Source organism: Hymenobacter convexus, from assembly GCF_030580955.1.
Lineage (GTDB): Bacteria > Bacteroidota > Bacteroidia > Cytophagales > Hymenobacteraceae > Hymenobacter.
In genome coordinates, this window is sequence record NZ_JAUQON010000001.1 from 229,513 (window position 1) to 250,483 (window position 20,971).

Annotated in this window: 17 protein-coding genes and 1 riboswitch; of the genes, 11 read left to right on the plus strand and 6 right to left on the minus strand. The window is 62.5% G+C overall.

The features are described 5' to 3' along the window. Positions 1-237 precede the first annotated feature (237 nt). Both Q4S41_RS00885 and Q4S41_RS00890 read left to right on the plus strand, forming a co-directional pair. On the plus strand, positions 238-1,089 hold the full coding sequence (locus tag Q4S41_RS00885) for an oxidoreductase (protein WP_305029245.1): 852 nt from the start codon (positions 238-240) through the stop codon (positions 1,087-1,089). Positions 1,090-1,337: 248 nt separating this feature from the next. Then, positions 1,338-2,177 carry an FRG domain-containing protein gene (locus Q4S41_RS00890; RefSeq protein WP_305029246.1) on the plus strand — a complete coding sequence of 280 codons (840 nt, stop codon included), beginning with the start codon at positions 1,338-1,340 and terminating at the stop codon, positions 2,175-2,177. A 136-nt stretch (positions 2,178-2,313) separates the two neighbouring features. On the opposite strand, the gene hrpB is transcribed toward Q4S41_RS00890, so the two are convergent. From hrpB to Q4S41_RS00905, 3 genes are all read right to left on the minus strand, one after another. Further along, complete coding sequence (gene hrpB, locus Q4S41_RS00895) at positions 2,314-4,911, minus strand: ATP-dependent helicase HrpB (RefSeq protein WP_305029247.1); 2,598 nt, start codon at positions 4,909-4,911, stop codon at positions 2,314-2,316. Positions 4,912-4,920: 9 nt separating this feature from the next. Then, positions 4,921-5,709, minus strand: a complete 789-nt coding sequence (locus Q4S41_RS00900; RefSeq protein ID WP_305029248.1) for a YqjF family protein — start codon at positions 5,707-5,709, stop codon at positions 4,921-4,923. Between the two features lie 221 nt (positions 5,710-5,930). Beyond that, a complete protein-coding gene (locus Q4S41_RS00905) occupies positions 5,931-6,263 on the minus strand; it encodes a rhodanese-like domain-containing protein (protein ID WP_305029249.1) in 333 nt (110 codons plus the stop codon). 67 nt (positions 6,264-6,330) lie between these two features. Between Q4S41_RS00905 and pnuC the strand changes: the two genes are divergently transcribed. From pnuC to Q4S41_RS00920, 3 genes are all read left to right on the plus strand, one after another. Further along, positions 6,331-6,966, plus strand: a complete 636-nt coding sequence (gene pnuC / locus Q4S41_RS00910) for a nicotinamide riboside transporter PnuC (protein WP_305029250.1) — start codon at positions 6,331-6,333, stop codon at positions 6,964-6,966. 156 nt (positions 6,967-7,122) lie between these two features. After that, on the plus strand, positions 7,123-8,559 hold the full coding sequence (locus Q4S41_RS00915) for an aldose epimerase family protein (RefSeq protein WP_305029251.1): 1,437 nt from the start codon (positions 7,123-7,125) through the stop codon (positions 8,557-8,559). A gap of 152 nt (positions 8,560-8,711) precedes the next feature. Beyond that, on the plus strand, positions 8,712-9,128 hold the full coding sequence (locus Q4S41_RS00920; protein ID WP_305029252.1) for a GNAT family N-acetyltransferase: 417 nt from the start codon (positions 8,712-8,714) through the stop codon (positions 9,126-9,128). A gap of 35 nt (positions 9,129-9,163) precedes the next feature. Here the strand turns inward: Q4S41_RS00920 and Q4S41_RS00925 are convergent, their stop codons facing one another. After that, entirely contained in the window at positions 9,164-9,388 is a 225-nt protein-coding gene (locus Q4S41_RS00925) for a hypothetical protein (protein ID WP_305010027.1), read from the minus strand. A gap of 161 nt (positions 9,389-9,549) precedes the next feature. Further along, positions 9,550-9,655, plus strand: a riboswitch (TPP riboswitch). 60 nt (positions 9,656-9,715) lie between these two features. Between Q4S41_RS00925 and Q4S41_RS00930 the strand changes: the two genes are divergently transcribed. Beyond that, complete coding sequence (locus tag Q4S41_RS00930) at positions 9,716-11,941, plus strand: TonB-dependent receptor (RefSeq protein WP_305029253.1); 2,226 nt, start codon at positions 9,716-9,718, stop codon at positions 11,939-11,941. Between the two features lie 196 nt (positions 11,942-12,137). On the opposite strand, the gene Q4S41_RS00935 is transcribed toward Q4S41_RS00930, so the two are convergent. Next, the gene (locus tag Q4S41_RS00935; RefSeq protein ID WP_305029254.1) at positions 12,138-13,895 is read right to left on the minus strand and encodes an APC family permease; all 1,758 of its coding nucleotides are present in this window, start codon (positions 13,893-13,895) and stop codon (positions 12,138-12,140) included. 62 nt (positions 13,896-13,957) lie between these two features. Next, on the minus strand, positions 13,958-15,679 hold the full coding sequence (locus Q4S41_RS00940) for an FG-GAP repeat domain-containing protein (RefSeq protein ID WP_305029255.1): 1,722 nt from the start codon (positions 15,677-15,679) through the stop codon (positions 13,958-13,960). A 314-nt stretch (positions 15,680-15,993) separates the two neighbouring features. Here Q4S41_RS00940 and Q4S41_RS00945 point away from each other — a divergent pair, with 314 nt between their 5' ends. The 5 genes from Q4S41_RS00945 (at position 15,994) to ruvB (ending at position 20,959) form a co-directional block, all read left to right on the plus strand. After that, entirely contained in the window at positions 15,994-17,229 is a 1,236-nt protein-coding gene (locus tag Q4S41_RS00945; RefSeq protein WP_305029256.1) for an acyl-CoA dehydrogenase family protein, read from the plus strand. A gap of 64 nt (positions 17,230-17,293) precedes the next feature. Beyond that, positions 17,294-17,941: a hypothetical protein gene (locus tag Q4S41_RS00950; protein WP_305029257.1), complete on the plus strand. Its 648-nt coding sequence runs from the start codon at positions 17,294-17,296 to the stop codon at positions 17,939-17,941. Positions 17,942-18,156: 215 nt separating this feature from the next. Beyond that, positions 18,157-19,314, plus strand: a complete 1,158-nt coding sequence (locus tag Q4S41_RS00955) for an acyltransferase family protein (RefSeq protein ID WP_305029258.1) — start codon at positions 18,157-18,159, stop codon at positions 19,312-19,314. Positions 19,315-19,323: 9 nt separating this feature from the next. Continuing rightward, on the plus strand, positions 19,324-19,671 hold the full coding sequence (locus Q4S41_RS00960; RefSeq protein WP_201977355.1) for an HIRAN domain-containing protein: 348 nt from the start codon (positions 19,324-19,326) through the stop codon (positions 19,669-19,671). 232 nt (positions 19,672-19,903) lie between these two features. After that, on the plus strand, positions 19,904-20,959 hold the full coding sequence (ruvB, locus tag Q4S41_RS00965) for a Holliday junction branch migration DNA helicase RuvB (protein WP_305029259.1): 1,056 nt from the start codon (positions 19,904-19,906) through the stop codon (positions 20,957-20,959). Positions 20,960-20,971: the final 12 nt, after the last annotated feature.

The following is a 20,971-nucleotide window of genomic DNA, read 5'->3' on the forward strand; positions in this document are numbered from 1 at the left end:
GATAAGGAATTGGGGCCGCGAAGGTACAGTGGGAGGCGTGGCTGGTGTAGAGACGCGACACTTCGCGTCTCGTCGTCTGCGCCGTATGGGTTCAATTCGGCGATAGTCGTTTAATCCCCTCGTTCAACGAAGAGACGCGAAGTGTCGCGTCTCTACACGAGGAATGCGCAGTTTGCCCGCAAACAATTCGTCACCTCAACCCGTCTTAGCACCTACCATTTCAATAACCGACTTATCATGTCTGATTCCCCTGCTAAAACTTGGTTCATTACCGGCGCCTCGTCCGGCTTCGGCGAAGCTCTAGCCGACTACGTGCTTGAAAAAGGCGACCGGGTGGCCGCCACCTTCCGCAAGCCGGAGCAAGCCGACGAATTCACTAAAAAGGCTGAAGGTCGCACTCTGGGCCTGGTGTGCGATGTGACCGACGAAGCCACCGTCAAAACCGCCATTGCCGATGCCATCGCCCAATTCAATCAGCTCGACGTCATCGTAAACAACGCTGGCTATGGCTCCATGGGTAGCATCGAGGAGGTGCCAGCCGAGGAAGTGCAGCGGCAGTTCGACGTGAACGTGTTTGGCGCGCTGCATGTGCTACGGGCCGTGCTGCCACAGCTGCGCCAGCAGCGTAGCGGCCACGTGCTCAACATCACCAGCATCGGCGGGCTGAAAACCTTCCCCGGCGTGGGCATCTACAATGCCTCGAAGTTTGCCCTGGAGGCCATCGGCGAGAGCCTGAGCCAGCAGGTGGGCCCGTTGGGTATTAAGGTGACGAACATCGAGCCCAGTGGTTTCCGCACGAAATGGGCTGGCGAGTCGGCCACCATTGCTGATACTAAAATCGATGATTACCAGGCTACCGTGGGCGAAAACCTGCGCGGCATCCAGGGCTACAGTGGCCGGCAGCCCGGCGACCCGGTGCGCGCTGCCAAGGCCATGTACGACGTGGTGCAGCTGGAGAACCCGCCGCTGCACCTGCCGCTGGGCAAAGCCGCGGTGAAAGGTGCGCGGGAGAAATTCGCCGGTATCGCCAAAGAGCTGGAGCAGTATGCCGAAGTGGGCGACGCGGCCGATTTTCCGGCCGGGGAGTAGCGCTGGTTGCTAAATAACAACGGTCAGGCTGAGCGCCGCCGGAGCATCTCTACTGCGCCGTTTGTCATGCTGACGAAGGAAGCAACCTAGCACGTTTGCCTAATTAGCGGCGCGCCGGTGATAAGGTCCTTCGCTTTGCTCAGGATGACGAACGGCGCAGTAGAGATGCTCCGGCGGTGCTCAGCCTGGCCGCTTTTAAATGAATTCTTAAACCAAATCCTGCTGCCCGCCCGGCGTATCTTCGCCCCATGCCGCATTCCACCAACGACCACCGCGCCGCTTCCTGGGAAGACTTGCAGCGCCTGCTGTTTCAGGACACCTGGGACGCGCGCATCGGGCGGTTTCGGTCGCCGTTTGTGTACCGGGGCAGCCGCTCGCGGCATTATTTGCTGAACACCAGCCTGCAGCGCCTCGGCGGCGAATACCAAAACCTGGAGCACCACCTGCTGCGCAACTTCCGCAAGTATGCCCGCGACACGCCCATGCCCGTGGTGGGCGCCAGCACCTGGGACTGGCTGGCCCTGGCCCAGCACCACGGCCTGCCCACCCGCCTGCTCGACTGGACGTACTCGCCCTACGTGGCCCTGCACTTCGCCACCGACGACCTCGACGCCTACCACGAAGACGGCATCGTGTGGGCCCTGAACTACGTGAAAGCCGCCGAGCACCTGCCCGAACGCCTCCGCCAGGCCCTTCGCCAGGAAGGCTCCAACGTCTTCACTTCCGAGCTGCTCCAGCCCGAAAGCAGCAGCCTGGACGAGCTCGAAGAGCTACAGGCCGAGCCCTACGTGCTGTTTCTGGAGCCGCCCAGCCTCGATGCCCGCATTGTGCACCAATACGCCTTGTTTTCGCTGATGAGTACGGCCGAAAGCGTACTGCACGACTGGCTGTCCGCCCGCCCCGAACTGTATTTCCGCATCATCATTCCTGCCGAGCTCAAGTGGGAAGTGCGCGACAAGCTCGACCAGGCCAACATCACCGAGCGGGTGCTGCTGCCGGGCCTCGGTGGCCTCAGCCGCTGGCTGCACCGCCACTACTCGCCCCGCACCGACGGCCGTAGCTTTCTGGATGAGAACGAGATGCGTTAGGAAAAACGGATAAAACAGCACGTCATACTGAGCGCAGCCGAAGCATCTCTACCGCGCAACTAATCCTTTCGCTTAGATTACTGCTGCAGTAGAGATGCTTCGGCTGCGCTCAGCATGACGGTTTTTCTCTACCGCTTCACTGTCCTAGCCGCTTCTTCGTGAGCCGCGTCGGAATGTGTTCCATCGGTTTATCGGGCCAGGGGTGGCGGGGGTAGCGGCCCTTCAAATCCTTGCGCACCTCGAAATAGCCTTTCTCCCAGAAGCTGCGCAGGTCGCGCGTCACCTGCGCCGGCCGGCCGCCGGGCGACAGCAGGTGCAGCAGCAGCGGCACGCGGCCAGCGGCCACGGCAGGCGTTTCCGTCAGCCCAAACAACTCCTGTAGCTTAACGGCCAGCACAGGCGCAGCGGGGTCGCTGTAATCGAGGCTGATGTGTGAGCCGCTGGGCACTTCCAGCGCGGCCGGGGCGAGGCGGTCGAGCTCCTGGCGCTGGTTCCAGCCGCCGGGCAGGCGGGAGAGAAGCGGGTCGTAAAGGTCGAGGCGCTGCACCTGGTCGAGGGTTTTGAGGCCGGTGAGGTGCGGTCCGAGCCAGTCAGCCAACTCCTGCGCCAGCGTGGCATCATCGAAAGCGGGCCAGGGCTCTGAAGACTCAGTGGCCGGGAAATGCTGCCGCAGAAACTCCAGCCGCTGCTGCAGCTGGCGGGCGGCGGGCGTCCAGTTTAGCTTGCTCACGCCGGCTTCCTGCAAATAATCGAGCAGGGCCCGCGCCACCAGCGCCGCCTCGGGCTGGCCGATGACCTTTTCATCGAGCAGCAAGGCTCCCAGCCGGCGCACGCGGCGGCCGGTTACGCGCTGGGTGGTGGCGTCGTAGCGCACTTCGTCGGTGGTCGTAATCTGGTCGGCGAAGGCCAGTTCCAGCTCATCCTGCCCCAGCGGCGCGGCCAGCGTAGCGCGCGGGGCCGAGGCCGTGCCCGCCAAATGGGCCACCGCGAAAAACGTGGCCTGCGGGTCCACATCCGTCGTGTTCAGGCTCACGCGCTGGCCAGTCACGAGGCGGAGGCGGTCGTGGGTTTCGCGCTGGGCCAGCCGGTCAGGGTAGGCCAGCGCCGTGAGCAGCCCGACTGGAGCATCAGCCAGCTGGTTGGAGGAGCTGGCGGTTTTGCCCAGACGGCTGGTGAGGTTGCGGGCCACGTCGCGCACGCGTTGCAGGGTGGCATGGTGCAGGGCCAGGCCCGGGAGGGGCGGCCGCCCATTGCCGAGGGCTTCAAGGCGCAGGCGAAGGTCGGGCGGGGCGGGGCGCGTGTCGGTGGGGGCGGCCCAGCGCAGCAGGTCGCGCTCGGCCAGCAGCGCAGCCAACGAAGCCGCCGCCACGCCGTGGCCCAGCTCCTGCCCGCGCACCACGAGGTGGCCCAGACGCGGCGGCAGGCCCAGCGCCGCCAGTTGGCGGCCGTGGGCCGTGGGCTTTGCCGTTGCATCATTGGACACCAAAGCACCCAGTCGCAATAGCAAGTCCTGCGCTTGCGCAAACGCGGCGGTGGGCGGCACATCCAGCCAGCGCAGACTGGTGGGCTCGGCGGCACCCCAGAGGGCCAGTTCCAGGGCGAGGCTGCTGAGGTCGGCGGTGTGGATTTCGGGCGGGCGGTGGGCGGGCAGCAGGTGGTGTTCGGCTTCAGTCCAGAGGCGGTAGCAGGTGCCGGGCGCTAGGCGACCGGCGCGGCCCCGGCGCTGGTCGGCAGCGGCGCGGGCCACGGGCACGGTTTCCAAAGTTGTGAAGCCGGTGCGCGGCACAAAGCGCGGCACCCGCGCAAACCCGCCGTCAATCACCACCCGCACGCCCTCGATGGTGAGGCTGGTTTCGGCAATGCTGGTGGCCAGAATGACCTTGCGCCGGCCTGCCTTCGCGGGGCGCAGGGCGGCATCCTGGGTTTCGAGGGGCAATTCGCCGTGCAACAGGTGCAGGTCGATGTTATCGGGCAATGATTCGAGCTTGCGGGCGCTACGCTGCAAATCGCCCACGCCGGGCAGAAAAACCAAGACGTCGCCCTCAGCGTGCGTGCTCAACGCGACGCGCACTTGCGCGGGCACCAGCTCAGCCAGCCGCTCATTGGGCTTGTTGGGTAGGCTCGACGCGCGGCGCGGGTCGAGGTAATGCGTGTCAATTGGATACAAAAAACCGGCCGACGACACCACCGGCGCCGGCAGCCATTGCCCCAGCCGCTGGGCTTCGAGCGTAGCACTCATTATCAGAATGCGCAGCTCGGGCCGCAGCACAGCCTGCGCATCCAGCGCCAGCGCCAGGCCCAAATCTGCGTTTAGGCTCCGCTCATGAAATTCATCGAACACCACGGCCGCCACGCCTTCCAGCGCGGGGTCGTCCTGAATCATGCGGGTGAGAATACCTTCGGTGATGACTTCCACGCGGGTTTCCGGGCTCACCTTGCTGTCGAGGCGCACGCGGTAGCCGATGGTGCGGCCCACGGGCTCGCCCAGCAGCTGGGCCAGGCGGGCGGCGGCCCCGCGCACCGCCAGTTGGCGCGGTTCCAGCACCAGGATTTTATCGTCGGGAGCGCGCCACTCGGCGGCCAATAGCTCCAGGGGCACCACGGTGGTTTTGCCCGCGCCGGGCGGGGCTTCCAGCACCACGCGGCTGTTGGCCGCCAGCGCCGCCCGGAGTTCGGGCAGGGCTGCGATAATGGGCAAATCGGGCAGTGGCGGCAGGGCAAAGGGCTTATTCACCCGCCAAAATTACACCCGCTGCATGGGCCACAGCTCCACGCTCACGGGGCCGCCCGCGTGCACCACCGGCGCGCCGGCGGGCGTGGGCAGGCCGTGGCTTTCTATCAGGCTCGATTCGTAGTGGAGCACCTGCGCCGAACTCAGGGGCCAGGGCTGGTGCGCCACCCGGCCGCGGTAGAGCTTGGTTTGGGCCTTATTACTGGCGTAAAGGGCATACCGCTCGGTGAGAAAGAAGGCCAGCGAGCCCGGCTCGGCCGGCGGCAGGGGCGCGCCAATTTTCCAGGTGGCGCGGAAATGCGCGGCCGCCGCCCCGCCGTGGGTGCGCCGGGCCGTGAACTGCCGAAGCTGGGCGCTGGGGCTTTCCATGCGCATGTCGGCCCGCAAATAGGGCAGGTGAAAAAACGTGCGCGCCGTCCACACCGCCAGCGGACTGGTGGCATCGAGCGAGAAAAACCACACGCCGGGCACGCCATCGAGGTGAACATAAGCGCGCACGTTCAGCTCCAGAAACTCATCGACGCCCGGCACCGGCGGAGTCACCCGCGTCCGCACCTTGGCCATCTGAAAGGGCACCACCGCCAGCCAGGCCATGCCGTCGTGCGTGTCGATGCGCAGACGCGGCGGCAGGTGCGCCTGCAGCAGCTCGGCCGGCACCGCCCAGTGCATAAAGAGCAGCTCGCGCCACTCCTGCCGCAGCAGGGGCGTGCCCATAGGCCGCTCGCGCAGGGCCAGCCGGTCGGCCAGGGTGGGGGCATTCGGGTCGGTGAGCGCAGGCGGGACAAATGCAAAATCAGGCATGGGCAGAAGCTGGTTGTGCCTCTACAACGGATTTTGGCCCCAAACGATTGGGAAATTTTCCTCAGAGTCGTTCCATTCAACTACTTGAAAATTCAGGCTGTCATGCTGAGCGCAGTCGAAGCATCTCTCCCGCGATGGTAAACCCTGTTTATTTGGATTACTTGCACGGTAGAGATGCTTCGACTGCGCTCAGCATGACGGTCTGAGATGTATTTTTTGCCTCAATAAGTCGGAAAAGCTGCGTCCACCTGCTCGGCCCAGGCAGCCACACCGCCGCGCAGGTTCAGCACGTTGGTGCGGCCCAGGCGGTGGCGTAGGTAGCCGGCCGCCTGGCCGGAGCGCACGCCGTGGTGGCAAATAACCACCACGGGGCCGTCCTGGCGGATTTCCTCAGCGCGGCGCGTCAACTCACCCAAGGGCAGGAGGTGGCTGCCGGGCAGGTGGCAGTAGTCGTATTCTTCGGGTTCGCGCACGTCGATGAGCTGCAGGTCGTCGCCGGCTTGCAGGCGGCGGTGCAGCTCTTCGGGGCTGATTTCGAGGGAAGCGCTTTCCATAGGCGAGTGTTTTGAGGTCGTAAAAGTAGGGGCGTGGCTACCTTGCGGCTCCGCTTCTTCCTTTCCTGTGGCTGCGCTGTTTTACTTTTTTATGTCCGCCGTAGCGGCTGCCATCAAATCGGCCGACCCGATAGAGGTGGCCGGCGTGCTCACGGGCGTGGCCTGCGTGTGGCTGGCAGCCCGCAATTCCATCTGGAATTTCCCCGTTGGCATCCTCAACGGCGCACTCTATACCGTGGTGTTCTGGCAAAGCCGGCTGTATTCCGATGCGGGCTTGCAGCTGGCCTTCATTGCCTTGCTGGTGTATGGCTGGGTGATGTGGCTGCGCGGCGCCGATACCGACGCGGCGCCGCTGCCCATTACGCGCACGCCCTGGCGCCTGGCGGCCGGGCTCGCGGTGGCGGGCCTGCTCTATGCGCTGGGCGCGGGCTTTTTGTTCTCCAACCATACCGATGCCGCCCTGCCGTATTGGGACAGCAGCACCACGGCCATCAGCCTGGCGGCGCAGCTGCTGCTCTCGCGCCGCCACCTCGAAAACTGGCTGCTCTGGATTGGCGTCGACGTGGCCTACGTGGGCATGTACTGGCACCGCCACCTCTACCTCACCAGCGGCCTTTACGCCGTGTTTCTGGGGCTGGCGGCTTATGGCTACTGGCAGTGGCGACGCGACATGGCGGCCCTGGCCAAGGTTGTCACGCACTAATATTTAAGGGATTAAGGTGGTACATGCCTATAAAGTCATGGCGATGTGCAATCTTTGGCCGACTGTGTAGCCCGGAGGCACCCGCGTTAGTCCACCCCCTAACGTCTCTGCGCGGCTGCCCGGGCTCCTTTCCACCCCTGCCTCCCGCCCCCTGCTTTGCTGCGCATTTCCCTTACCGGCCCCGAATCCACGGGCAAAACGACGTTGGCTGCCCAGCTGGCGGCGCACTACGGCACGTCCTTCGCCCCCGAGTTTGCCCGCGAATACCTAGCCGATTCCGGCCCGCACTACACGCTCGAAGACCTCGAAGAAATTGCCCGCGGCCAGCTCCAGGCCGAGGCCACGGCCGAAGCTCACGCCCACCGCTTGGTGTTCAGCGACACCGACTTGCTGGTGATTAAAATCTGGGCCGAGCACTCCTTTGGCATCTGCCCCGAGTGGATACTGCGCCGCATCGACCAGCAGCAGTACGACCTGGTGCTGCTCATGGGCGTAGACCTGCCCTGGCAGCCCGACCCGCTGCGCGAGCACCCCCACCTGCGCCAGCAGTTCTACGACCTCTACCTGCGGGAACTGCGCGAGCGGATGTCCAACTTTGCCGAAATTTCGGGCGATGCGGCCCGGCGCTTTGCCCAGGCCCGCTTTCTGGTTGATGAGCTGCTGGGCAGTGCCGCACCGTCAACCCTTTTGAAGGAACCATCCATGCCCAATACCTCCGCCCAATACACCCTCGAAAGCCCGTCGTGCCGGGCCACCTTCGCCGCCCACGGCGCCGAACTCACCAGCCTCGTCACCGTGGCCGACAACCTCGAATACGTGTGGCCCGGTGACCCCGCCGTGTGGGCCCGGCACGCGCCCGTGCTTTTCCCGCTGGTGGGCCGCCTGCCCGATGACCTGTACCACTACCAAGGCCGCGACTACAAGCTGCCGCAGCACGGTTTTGCCCGCGACCAGGAGTTTACCGTGCTGCGCCACGACGCCACCGAGCTGGCCTTCCGCCTGCAACACGACGAGACGACCCAAACCATCTTCCCCTTCGCCTTCGAGCTGACCATCACCTACACCCTGCGCGACACGCAGCTTACCGTGCGCTGGGACGTGCGCAACCCCGCCGCCGACCAGCCGCTGCTCTTCAGCATTGGCGGGCACCCGGCTGTGCGCTGCCCCCTGCTGCCGGGCGAAGTTTTCGAGGATTATTACTTTGAATTCGACCACCCCGTGACGCTAGAGCGGCACTTGCTGCAGGGCGGCCTGCTCACTGGCGCCACCGCCCCCGTGCTGAACGAGGAGCAAGAGCTACCGCTGAGCTACGACTTATTTGCCGACGACGCGCTGGTGTTCAAGCACTACGATTTCACCAGCCTCACGCTGCGCTCGCGCAAATCGGCGCATTTCGTGCGCTTCCGCTTCGATGGTTTTCCCTACCTTGGCCTCTGGACCAAAGGGCCCGGCGCCGGTTTCGTGTGCGTCGAGCCCTGGCACGGCATCGCCAGCCCTACCGGCGAGCCCGGCGAGCTGCGCGACAAAGAAGGCATCCTCACACTGCAGCCAGGCGAGGTGTTCTCGGCCGCGTTCAGCATTGAGGTGGGGTGAGGTAGATAGTCGGAGACGACTTCATCGAGAGTGAAACGTCATGCTGAGCGCAGCCGAAGTATCTCTACCGCAGTAGTAAATCCAAAAGGATTAGTTGCGCGATAGAGATGCTTCGGCTGCGCTCAGCATGACGTTTCAATTTAAAACATTTCATGTCCGATTCGCTCCTAATCCAGCCCATCACCCCTGAAGCTACCTACGCTCTGCGCCACGAGGTGCTTTGGCCCGACCAGCCGCTGGCCTACGTGATGATTGCTGAGGACGCGGACGGCCACCATTTTGGGGCCTTTCGGCACGGCGAGTTGGTAGCCGTCATCTCCCTATTTGTAACGGGTGCGGAGGCGCGCTTCCGCAAATTTGCCGCCCGGCCCGATTGCCAGCGGCAGGGCATCGGCAGCCAGCTGCTGTGCCACGTTTTTGAGGAAGCCCGCCGGCTGGGCGCCGCGCACATCTGGTGCGATGCGCGGCAGGACAGCGCCGCGTTTTACGCCCGGTTTGGCATGCAGCCGGAGGGGGAGATATTCTACAAAGGGCCCGTGGCCTACGTGCGCATGGTGTGCGCGCTGTAGACTACGGGCCCTTTGGAATTAACTTAAAAAAAGCCTCAGACGCCAATACGGCGGCGGTTGTATTCAGGCTCCCAGTCGTTGATGGGACGCGAAATGCCGGGCGGCAGGTCCAGGTCGGGCAGGCCGGGGTCGTGCGGTTCGCCGCCGTCGTCGTCACCGTCGGAAGGCGGGGGCGGAGGCAGCACGCGCCGACGGCCCGGCATGGCCAGCACAAACAGAAAAAAGGCGCAGAAAGCAACGGCGTAGACGAGGCTGAACATGGCGAAGGCAGCTAAATCGGGACGGAACCTTGAAACGCAGGTTCCCGGTGCGGCGTTGCGCCGCCCACGTCCCTAAATTAACTGACAGTCAGCAAACGTTCACGCTCCGGGCCCGGGAATAAGATAAAAAATGATGCCCGGTGCCCGAGGTGCTACCTTTGCGGCATGTTTAGGGGTGCTGATGTGGTGCAAGACATTGGCTGAGATGATACCCATCGAACCTGAACCGGGTAATGCCGGCGCAGGGAACAAACAATCCGCGGACGTTTCCGCTGCCGCTCCGACCCCTGGGGCGACGGCGCGTTCTATTTTTACCCGTTCACTTTTTTGAAAACTGTACTGCTTGCTAGCGCCGCCCTCGTGGGGTTGGCTGCCCCGGCCTGGGCCCAGCAACCCGCTCCGCCCGATACCACCAAACTGCGCCGCATCCTGACGCCCGAAGCGGTGGTGACCGCCACCCGCGCTACCGACAAAACCGGCACCGCTTACCAAAACGTGAGCCGCAAAGAGCTGCAGGCCCGCAACTTTGGCCAGGATATTCCTTATCTGCTCGACCAGACGCCGAGCGTGGTCACCACCTCCGACGCCGGCACCGGCGTGGGCTACACCGGCATCCGCATTCGTGGCACCGACGGCACCCGCATCAACGTGACGCTGAACGGCGTGCCGGTGAACGAGGCCGAAAGCCACGGCGTGTTTTTCGTCGATTTGCCGGATTTGGCCTCCTCCACCCAAAGCATTCAGGTGCAGCGCGGGGCCGGGCCCAGCACCAACGGCGCGGGCGCCTTCGGGGCCAGCCTCAACGTGGAAACCCTCGGCCTACGGCCCAAGGCCTACGCCGAAGTCAACAACTCGGCCGGCTCTTTTGGTACCTGGAAATCGACCATTATGGCCGGTACTGGGCTCATCAACGGCCACTTTTCGGTAGATGCCCGCGCCTCGCGGGTGCAGAGCGACGGCTACGTGGACCGCGCCTCGTCGCGGCTGCGGTCGCTGTACCTGACCGGCACGTATTCTGACGAGAAGACGCTGCTGCGCGCCCTCGTCCTCACCGGCTACGAAACCACCTACCAAAGCTGGTACGGCCTGGCCGACTCGCTGCTGCACCGAAACCGCCGCTATAACGAGGCCGGCACCGACTACGGCCAGCACCTGCCGGCCTATAAAAACCAGACCGACAACTACCAGCAGGACTACTACCAGTTCCTGATTTCGCGCCAGCTCGCGCCCGCGCTCAACCTGAGCGTGACGCCGTTCTGGACGCGCGGCGGGGGCTATTACGAGGAATACAAGGCCAACCAGGAGTTCGAGAAGTACGGCATCGGCGGGCCCGTGTACACCGCTGCCGGCGACACGTTCCGCACCACCGACGTCATCCGGCGGCGCTGGCTGAAAACCGACATGTACGGGGCCACCTTCGCCTTGCAGGCCCGGCCCACCAGCGGCCGCATCACCGAGGCCACGCTGGGCGGGGCCGTGGTGGGCTACCGGGGCCAGCATTTCGATGAACTGACCTGGGCCCAGCGCGGCACCTTCATTCCCGAAACCGGCACGCGTTACAACGACGAGCCCAATGCCCACAAGCAGGACATCAACGTGTATGGGCGGGTAAATGTGAGCCTGGCCGATAAGCTGGCTGGCTTCGTCGACCTCCAAAACCGCTATGTGCGCTACGAGCTGTACGCGCCCGACGGCCGCCCCAACGGCGCCAAGAGCCAGCAAACGACCCGTTTCACTTTCCTCAATCCCAAGTTCGGCCTCACCTACCAGCTGCGCCCCAGCACGCAGTTGTACGCTTCCTTAGCGCTGGCCCAGCGCGAGCCTACCCGCACTGACTATACCGACACGCCTGCCGAGCGCCGGCCCACCGCCGAGAAGCTGTTCAACTACGAACTGGGCCTGCGCCGCGCCACCGAGAAAGTGCAGGCCAACCTGAACTTCTACTACATGTACTACCGCAACCAGCTGGTGCTGAGCGGCCGCCTGGACGATGTGGGCAACGCCATTCACACCAACGTGGCCGAGTCGTACCGCCGCGGCGTCGAAGCCCAAATGACCTACCGCCCCGTGCCGGCCCTGAGCCTGACGGCCACCGCCACGGCCAGCCAGAACAAAATCAACAACTACACCGACTACCTGACCGACTACGACCAGGGCGGCGAAAAAGCCACCACTTACAAGGAAACCAACATTGCCTTCTCGCCCGGTTTCACGGCTGCTTACACCGTAGAGTACGAAGCCCTGCCCGGCCTGAAGCTGGCCACGCTGGCCCGCTACGCCGGCCGCCAGTACCTCGACAACACCAGCACTAAAACCCGTAGTATAGACCCCTACTACGTGCAGGACCTGCGCCTGCGCTACCTCTGGCACCCCCAAAAGCTGGGTTTGCAAGACGTAGAGCTGGCCGTGCTGGTCAACAACGTTTTTGCCGCCGAATACATGAACAACGGCTTCACCTACGGCTACGTGAGCGGCGGGCAAACCCAGTATTTCAACGCTTACTACCCGCAGGCCAAAACCAACTTCCTGGCCTCATTGAATCTTAGGTTCTAAACCACGGATTCATCCGGATTTTTCGGATTTAACGGATTTTTGCGGACAACTTCCAAGTACAGATTTGCAAAAAGGCCACTCATTTGAGTGGCCTTTTCTGTTGCATAGGCGGGCATTGATGGCAGTGCGCTATTAGCACCTCCGAAATCTGTGCAATCCGTTTAATCTGCTGAATCTGTGGTTCAGAAACTATGGTTCAGATAATCAGCCGCACGCCGCCCAACTCCGAAACCTGGTAGGGAAACCGGTCGCCGGGCGAGCCGATGAACATGAAGTTCTTGGGTATGTGCCACCGCTGCGACAGCTCCTCAATCAGGTCGGGTCCGAAGTGGCCTTCCAACGTCACGAACTCCACCTCAATCTGCTCATAGGCGCGGTCGAGCACCCGGATGTCGTTGAGGAGCTCCTCGGGATATTTCTCGCTGGGTTTCAGCAGCGTCACGATTTTGAGGCGGTTGGTAAACTCGTTTTCCACCACGTAGGTCATCACCTTGTTGAGGTTGGCCACGTTGTCGCCCTTCGTGAAAAACACGAATTCCTGCTGGGCCAGCTCCCGCAGCTGCCGCCGCACCTTGAGGCGCGCCAGCCGCGCCACCCGCGGCAAGTGCCGGGCCAGTGAATCGACGCCCGACAGCGCCAGTTTCAGAATGGCCGTCCGGTTGAGCATGATGCTGACGATGCCCAGGGCCGGCAGAAAGTATTCGAGGAACACAATGAGGTATTCGGGGTGAATCCGGACGTTGCCAAACAGCGCCACCAGCACCCCCAGCAGCGCCAGCGTCACCGTCAGCACGCCCGCGTACACGGGGCGCGGCAGGTTGGGCCGCTTGCCCTTCAGCAGAAAATTGCCGAGGGCAAACAAGGCCATTACCGACAAAAACGAGATGGTATACACGCCCGCCAGCGGCCCCAACTGCCCATTGGTGATGAGCAGCACCGACACGCACAACGCGAAAAAAGTAAGGAGAATGAAGTAGTTGCTGCCCCGTTTGTTCTCCTTCAGGAAAAACTGGGGCAGAATGCGGTCCAGCGTCATGCGCTTCATCAGCCCGCTCACGCCCACGAAGGAGGTGAGCACCGCCCCGCTGAGCACGGCCACGGCGTTGACGGAAATGAGCGTGCCCAGCCACGGCCCGCCCGTGACGGTGCCCAGGTACGAAAGCAGCGTTTCGGTGTGCTGGCCCACTTCCACCATGGGCAGCACCGCCACGGCCAGGAACGCAATGAGCGGGTTGAACACCGTGACCACCACCCACATGTTGCGCAGCGTTTTCTGAAACACGCCCCGGGCCTGCTCCTCCACGAAATTGGCGGAGCTTTCGAACCCCGAAATGCCCAGCATGGCCGCGCTAAACCCAAAAAACAGCGCATTCAGGATGCTGCCGCCCTTCACGGGCAGCGCAAAGTTGAGCGAGAGGTTGTGCAGGCCGTGGGTGGCCAGGTACCAGCCCGCCACGCCCACCAGCAGCGTCAGCGAGGCCAGATGGGTAATGAAAATGACGACGGCCACAATGGCCGATTCCGACATGCCCAGAATGGTGAGCGCCAGAAACAGCGCCAGCAGCCCCACGGTGGCCCCGATGATGGGCAGCCCGTGCCACAGCGTGTGCAAATAATGCATCGCCTCGTTGGCCGAAAGCACCGCCGTGGCCATGTAGGAGAGGATGGTAAGGCAGGCGGCCAGCGCGGCGTTGCGCTTGCTGGTGGTGTTGAGCAACACGTTGTAGGCACCGCCGTTGAGGGGCAGGGCACCCACCACCTCGCCGTATATTTTGCGGAACAGAAACAGCACTGCGCCCACCACCAGCAGCGCCAGCCAGGCGTATTGCCCGGCGTAGGAAATGGCCAACGCCGACACGTAGAGGCACGACGAGGAAATGTCGTTGCCGCAAATGGCGGTGGCCTCCAGCTCGTTGAGCTTTTTGGCGTGGGGGATGGGTAAGGGAGCGGACATGGCGCGGCAAGAGGGTCCGGGCCACTATACGGCGGGCGCCGGGGAGGGAGTTAAGCAGGCTGCTACTCCACCGCCAGCCGGCGCACCTGCCCGCCACAGCGCATCAGGTACACGCCGGCCGGCAGCCCGGCGGGCAGCACCAGCCGCGCCGCGCCCGTGGCATCGGCGGTGGCCGTGAGTAGCACCCGGCCCAGCGCGTCGAGCACGGAGATGGGCGCGCCGGGTGTGGCCCCGCTGAGGGTGGCTGCGCTGGCGGCAGGGTTGGGAAAGAGGGCGAGGGCTGGGCCGGTGGTGTGGCCGGCAGTGGTGGCCAGCGGGCCGGTGCCGCCGTTCAAATACAGTTTTACTACCCCGTTGGTGGTGTTGCTTGCAATCGCTAGGTCTAGGTCACCGTCGCCGTCCAAGTCTCTCGCTATTGTATACGGAGCGTTGCCGTTGCCTGCTACAACGCTTTGCGTACCACTGAACGAGCCATTGCCGTTATTGAGTCGTATGCTCACACTGCCGGTTGGCACACCGAAAGAAACGCCATTCGTGGCCAGCAAATCCAAATCGCTGTCGGCATCCACATCTGCTAGTATTACACTACCTGCGTAGCTACCTACATTGACCGTTTGGCTGGTGGTAAAAAGGCCGCTTCCGTCGTTTAGCCGAACAGTTACCGTCCCAGGGTCGGTTTGATTGGATGTGAGCAGGTCGAGGTCGCCATCGCCGTCCACATCGCCCAGCGCTACGCCTCGTTGGTAGCTGCCGGCCCCAATGCTTTGCGTCCCGGAAAAGACGCCGTTGCCGTCGTTCAGGCGCACGCTGGCCACGTTGCCGATTCCGCTGACGGTGACCAAATCAAGGTCACCATCGGCATCAATGTCGCCCACCGTCAACGCATAAGGACCAATGCCGACACTTACATTCTGCGTGCCGCTAAACAAGCCGCTGCCGCCGTTGAGGCGGACACTTACGCCGCCCGGATTTAGGCTGCTGGTGGTGAGCAAATCCAAATCGCCGTCTCCATTCACATCAGCTACTACAATGCTGGCAGCACTGCTGCCCACTCCAACGGTTTGGCCCAAGCTGAAGTTGCCACCGCCGGTGTTGAGTTGCACACTAACCATGGCACTGCCGTTGCTATTATAAGGGGCCAGCAGGTCTAGGTCACCGTCGCTGTCCACGTCGGCCAATGCAACGTTGGCAACGTTAGGAATGCTCACGTCCGGAGCTGAAGCAAACTGACCCCTGCCATCATTGAGCAGGACACTAACGGCGCTGCTGCCACTGTTGGCAACCAGCAAATCCACGTCACCATCCCCATCAATGTCCCCCGATGTGATGCCGACAGGGTTATTTCCCACCACAATGTCAGTACCCGGCTGGAAATTGCCGCCGCCCGTGCCCCCCACCGCCGTCGTAAACTGGCCCACCCGGCCCGGCGTCCCGCCGCCGGGGGCCGTCGTCGGCACCACGGTGTACTGCACCGTCTCGCCGGGTAGGTAGGGGTAGGCCGTAGGCGCGAAACTCAGCGTGTTGCCGCTCACCACGGCTGGCGTGGTCCCGCGCGCGCGCAACCCCCCGCGCTGGCTGCTGAACACCTTGAGCGCCCCCGCCGCGGCAACCGGCAACGGCTGGCTGAACGTGACCGTGAGGGGGGCATTGCGCGCCACTGCCCGCGCGTTGGCCATCGGAATCACCGACGTGATGACGGGCGCCTGTGCCCGGGCAGCCCCCGTAAGGGCCAGGAGCAAGGCGGCGGGCAGCACCCAGCGGGCACGGGAGTAGAGGCAAACCATCCGGGGTGGGAAAAGCGGGGTAAAAACCAAGTCGGCGCCCCATGCAAGGGGTATCACTTCAAATATAGTTTGGAACGCCTACAGGTTGTGGCCTGGAGAAGCTATTCAACCGGGCAGGGCAGGTGGCCCGCTAGCCATAGAAATGCCCTGCGGCTTTGGGTAGCGGGGCAGCGGGCTCATGAAGCAGTCGCGCCATTACATTTAATTCGCTGTCATGTTGCGGGAAACAGCCTTTTTGCCCCCCGCCGAACCGTGCCCCAAACCCGCCTGTTATCTTTGTCCAAACTCCCACCTCACCACCCAATTCCCGCCCTATGTCCTCCGAAGCCGACGTTCTCTCCCCCCAGGCCAAAGCCCACACTGCCCAGAAAGGCAGCACCAACGCCAACGGCTTTACCGATTATTTCGACCTCGACGGCCTGCTGACCGAGGAGCACCTGCTCATTCGCCAGTCCATCCGCGATTTCGTGAAGAAGGAAATCAGCCCCAATATCGAGAAGTGGGCGCAGGACGCGCACTTCCCGAGCGAAATCGTGCGCAAGTTTGGCGACGTCGGCGCTTTCGGCCCCACCATCCCGCAGGAATACGGCGGCGGCGGACTCGACTACATCAGCTATGGCCTTATCATGCAGGAGATTGAGCGCGGCGACTCCGGCATGCGCTCCACCGCCTCGGTGCAGGGCTCGCTGGTGATGTTTCCTATTTACGCCTACGGCTCCGAAGAGCAGCGCAAGAAATACCTGCCCAAGCTGGCCTCCGGCGAATGGCTGGGCTGCTTCGGCCTCACCGAGCCCGACCACGGCTCGAACCCCGGCGGCATGACCACCAACCTCAAGGACATGGGCGACCATTACCTGCTGAACGGCGCCAAGCTCTGGATTTCGAACTCGCCCGAGTGCCAGGTGGCCGTGGTATGGGCCAAAAACGAGCAGGGCCGCATTAAAGGCGTCATCGTGGAGCGCGGCATGGAAGGGTTCAGCACGCCCGAAATCCACAACAAGTGGAGCCTGCGCGCCTCCTGCACCGGCGAACTGGTGTTTGAAGACGTGAAAATCCCCAAAGAGAATATCCTGCCCAACGTCGACGGCCTCAAAGGCCCGCTGTCCTGCCTCGATTCGGCCCGCTTCGGCATTGCCTGGGGCGCCATCGGCGCGGCCATCGACTGTTACGAGTCGGCCCTGAAATATTCCCTGCAGCGCGAGCAGTTCGGCAAGCCCATCGCCAGCTTCCAACTCCAGCAGAAGAAGCTAGCCGAGATGATTACCGAAATCACCAAGGCCCAGCTCATGGCCTGGCGCCTGGGCGTGCTCAAAAACGAAGGCAAAGCCACCAGCGCCCAAATCAGCATGGCCAAGCGCAACAGCGTGGACATGGCCCTGCACGTGGCCCGCGAAGCCCGTCAGATTCACGGCGGCATGGGCATCACGGGCGAGTACCCCATCATGCGCCACATGATGAACCTGGAGTCGGTGATTACCTACGAGGGCACGCACGACATTCACCTGCTCATCACCGGCGCCGACATTACGGGCATTCAGGCGTTTAAGTAAGAAATTAGGTATTCCAGACCAAAAGGCCGTTCTATGCATAGAACGGCCTTTTGCGTTAGTGCTAATGATGAGAAAGTTTGTCTGGTTTCTACCCTTGCTTTTGCTGGAAGCAGCCGCCTGCCGCGCCCAGCGGGTGCCCGAAAAGCTGAAGTATGAGCTGCTCGAATCCATTCTAAATACCCTGCCACGGCCATTTGCTTACGCGAAGCGGGGCACTGACGGCAAGTACCACCGGCTGCCCCCAATGGCAACGGACACGCCAACCGTGCGGCTCCTGTTGCTCGACCATCCTTATAGCTCCGATGACGACTATCAGGTGGTGTTGGCCAGGGACGGAACGTATGAGCGCGCCCAGGTCCTGCAGTATTTCTCATTGGCCGATGTGGCCTACATGCGCCAGCAGCTGCCGGCCAGCCAGACGTTTAAATTCGAGCAGAGCAAAATCCGGCAGCCTGGGGTCACCGTGCTTTCGCTCGACACCCTAACCGCCCTGAACCAAAGGCTGGGCCAGCGGGCGCACATACTGATGCGTGATTCCCTCTTGCAACGCTACGGCAGCGAGCAGCCTTTTTTTGTTGGGGGTATTTTATTTTCGAAGGACCACAAGCGGGCTTTGGTGAACGTTGGCGGCGATGGATGGGAAACCAGCGTCTACAGTAACACCGGAACAGGTTGGCGTAGAGAGGCAACGCTATACGTAGTTGAGTATTGAGGCAGCGTGATTTTAACGGCATATATTGAAAGCCTACGGGTGGCCGCTGTCCAGCTATTCAGCCTCCAATAGCGCGGGCCCGGCCCCATGCTTCGTTTGCCACGCCGGGCCGCATGCCAATGGGCTCCGGCCCAGCACTTAGCTTTGTAAGACGCGGGACCGTGCCTGACTGAAAAAACAAAGCGACACCCCGGCTTTACCACCGCTACTGCCCGATGATTAAACCCCTTACTTCCCTCCGTTTCCTGTTTGCCCTGATGGTGTTCTGCAGCCACCTGCAGTTCTTCGACAACGTGGCGTACCCTACGTTCAAGGAAATCCAGTACTACGTCACCGGCGAGGGCTTCATCGGCGTCAGCTTCTTCTTCATTCTAAGCGGCTTCATTCTCTCACTGAACTACGACGACCGGCTGCTGAGCCGCCAGGTCACGTTCCGGGAGTTTTGGGTGGCGCGCATTGCCCGCGTCTACCCGCTGCACCTGGCCACGCTGCTCATCGCGCTGGGCCTGGTCATTGAGGGCACCGAGCAGTGGAAGGACTTCTTTGCCGACCCGGCCGCCTCCACGGTCATGTTCATGACCAATGCCTCGCTCCTGCACGCTTTCGTGCCCATCCCCGAATACTTCTTTTCCTACAACGTGCCCTCCTGGAGCATCTCCGACGAGATGTTCTTCTACTTCGCGTTCCCGTTCATCATTTTCCTGTTTGTGCGCAACAAGGCGCTGCTGCGCTTCGGTTGGCTGCTGTTTCTGGCCGTGCCGGTGGTGATGTACTACTCCCTCGACAACAGCCACCACCCCTTCATGTACATCAATCCCTTTTTCCGGATTGTCGATTTCATCCTGGGCATTACCCTGCACCAAATCTACAAGCGCGGTTTTCTCAGCGGGGTGTTCAGGTCGAAAATCGGTGCCACGTTCATGGAGCTATTGGCCTTTGGCGTGTTCGGCGTGGCGTTCTACTACCACAACGACGTGCCCATGGGCTACCGCTTTTCGTGGTACTACTGGGTGCCCATGGCGATGATTATCTACGCGTTTGCGCATCAGAACGGGTTCCTGTCGGCAGTGTTTTCGACGCGCGCCTGGGTGTGGTTGGGCGAAATCAGCTTTAGCTTCTACCTCATTCACCAACTCACCATGCGGCACATGCTCACCCTCAACGGCCGCCACAACTTCACCGACAACACCTATGTGCTGGCCGGCATCATGTTCGTGGTGGCCATGGTGCTGAGCTACCTGCTGCACCGCTTCATCGAGCTGCCCTGCAACCGCTACATCAAGGCGCGCTACAAGCGGAGCATCTTTGCTGCCACGCCGGTGCCGGCTACCGCGGCCGCGCCGCTGGTAGCAAAAGCCCTCCCCATGCCGTAATTTGGCCCCATGATGAAAATCGTCCCCGCGTCCGAACCCCTCGTGCTGCTCGAATGCCTCGTGGCCGGCACCTCGCACCGCCCCAACCTAGAGAAGTACGAGCCCAAACTCACGGTGGGCCAGGCCCTGCACCTGAGCCGCGAAGCCGACAACCACTACGACGACTGGGCCGTGCAGGTGCACACCGCCCCCGCCACCGACCCCGCCAACGTGTGGCTCGGCTACCTGCCCGAGGGCCGCAACGAAACCGTGGCCCGCTTGCTCGATGCCGGCAAGCACCTCTCGGCCCGCCTCAACCACAAATCCTGGGAAACCGACTGGCTCCACCTCGATATTGAAGTGCTGTTGCACGAGTAGTAAAGACAGAACAGAATAATAAGGCCGTCATGCTGAGCGCAGTCGAAGCATCTCTACCGCTATACTATTCCTTCCGATTGGATTAGTTACGCGGTAGAGATGCTTCGACTGCGCTCAGCATGACGTTCTTTGTGAAAAGCTCTTTTTCTTCAATTCGAAGGAGCTTTTTTGCCTGCAATACAGTTACTCATTAGCTTAGCAAGCGTCGACCAATCATTTTAGTAATATCAGTATGCGCGAAGCCTTTCTCACCGGCGGAACTGAGGGATTCGATGCCACCGACAAGGACATCGACAAAGCCCTCCGCCCGCTTAGTTTCGACGATTTCACGGGCCAGGACAAGATTCTGGAAAACCTGAAGGTGTTTGTGGCCGCCGCCAAGCAGCGCGGCGACGCCCTCGACCACGTGCTGCTGCACGGCCCGCCCGGCCTGGGCAAAACCACGCTCTCGCACATCATCGCCAATGAGCTGGGCTCGGGCATCAAGATGACCAGCGGCCCGGTGCTGGACAAGCCCTCCGACCTAGCCGGCCTGCTCACCAACCTGGAGCCGCACGACGTGCTGTTCATCGACGAAATTCACCGCCTCAACCCCGTGGTGGAAGAGTACCTCTACTCGGCGATGGAGGACTACCGCATCGACATCATGCTCGACTCGGGCCCCAATGCCCGCTCGGTGCAGATTTCGCTCTCGCCCTTCACCCTCGTGGGCGCCACCACGCGCTCGGGTATGCTCACGGCGCCGCTGCGCGCCCGTTTCGGCATCTCGGCCCGCCTGGAGTACTACGATTCCAAGCTGCTGACCACTATTGTGCAGCGCTCGGCCGAAATCCTGGGCACGCCCATTCACGAGGACGCGGCCTTTGAAATTGCCCGCCGCTCGCGCGGCACGCCCCGCATTGCCAATAACCTGCTGCGCCGCACCCGCGACTTCGCCCAAATCAAGGGCGACGGCACCATCACAGTCGAAATCGCGCAGTTTGCCCTCAACGCGCTGGATGTGGACGCCCGCGGCCTCGATGATATGGACAAGCGCATTCTGACTACCATCATCGACAAGTTCAAGGGTGGCCCGGTGGGTATCAGCACCATCGCCACGGCCTGCGGCGAAGAAGGCGAAACCATCGAGGAAGTGTACGAGCCCTTCCTGATTCAGGAAGGATACATCAAGCGCACCTCGCGCGGCCGCGAGGCCACCGAGGCGGCGTACCAGCACCTGGGTCGCCTGCTGCCCAACCATTTGCGCGGCAACAACGGCGCGAGCTTGTTCGATGAGATAACGTCGTAGCGTTGTAGCGTG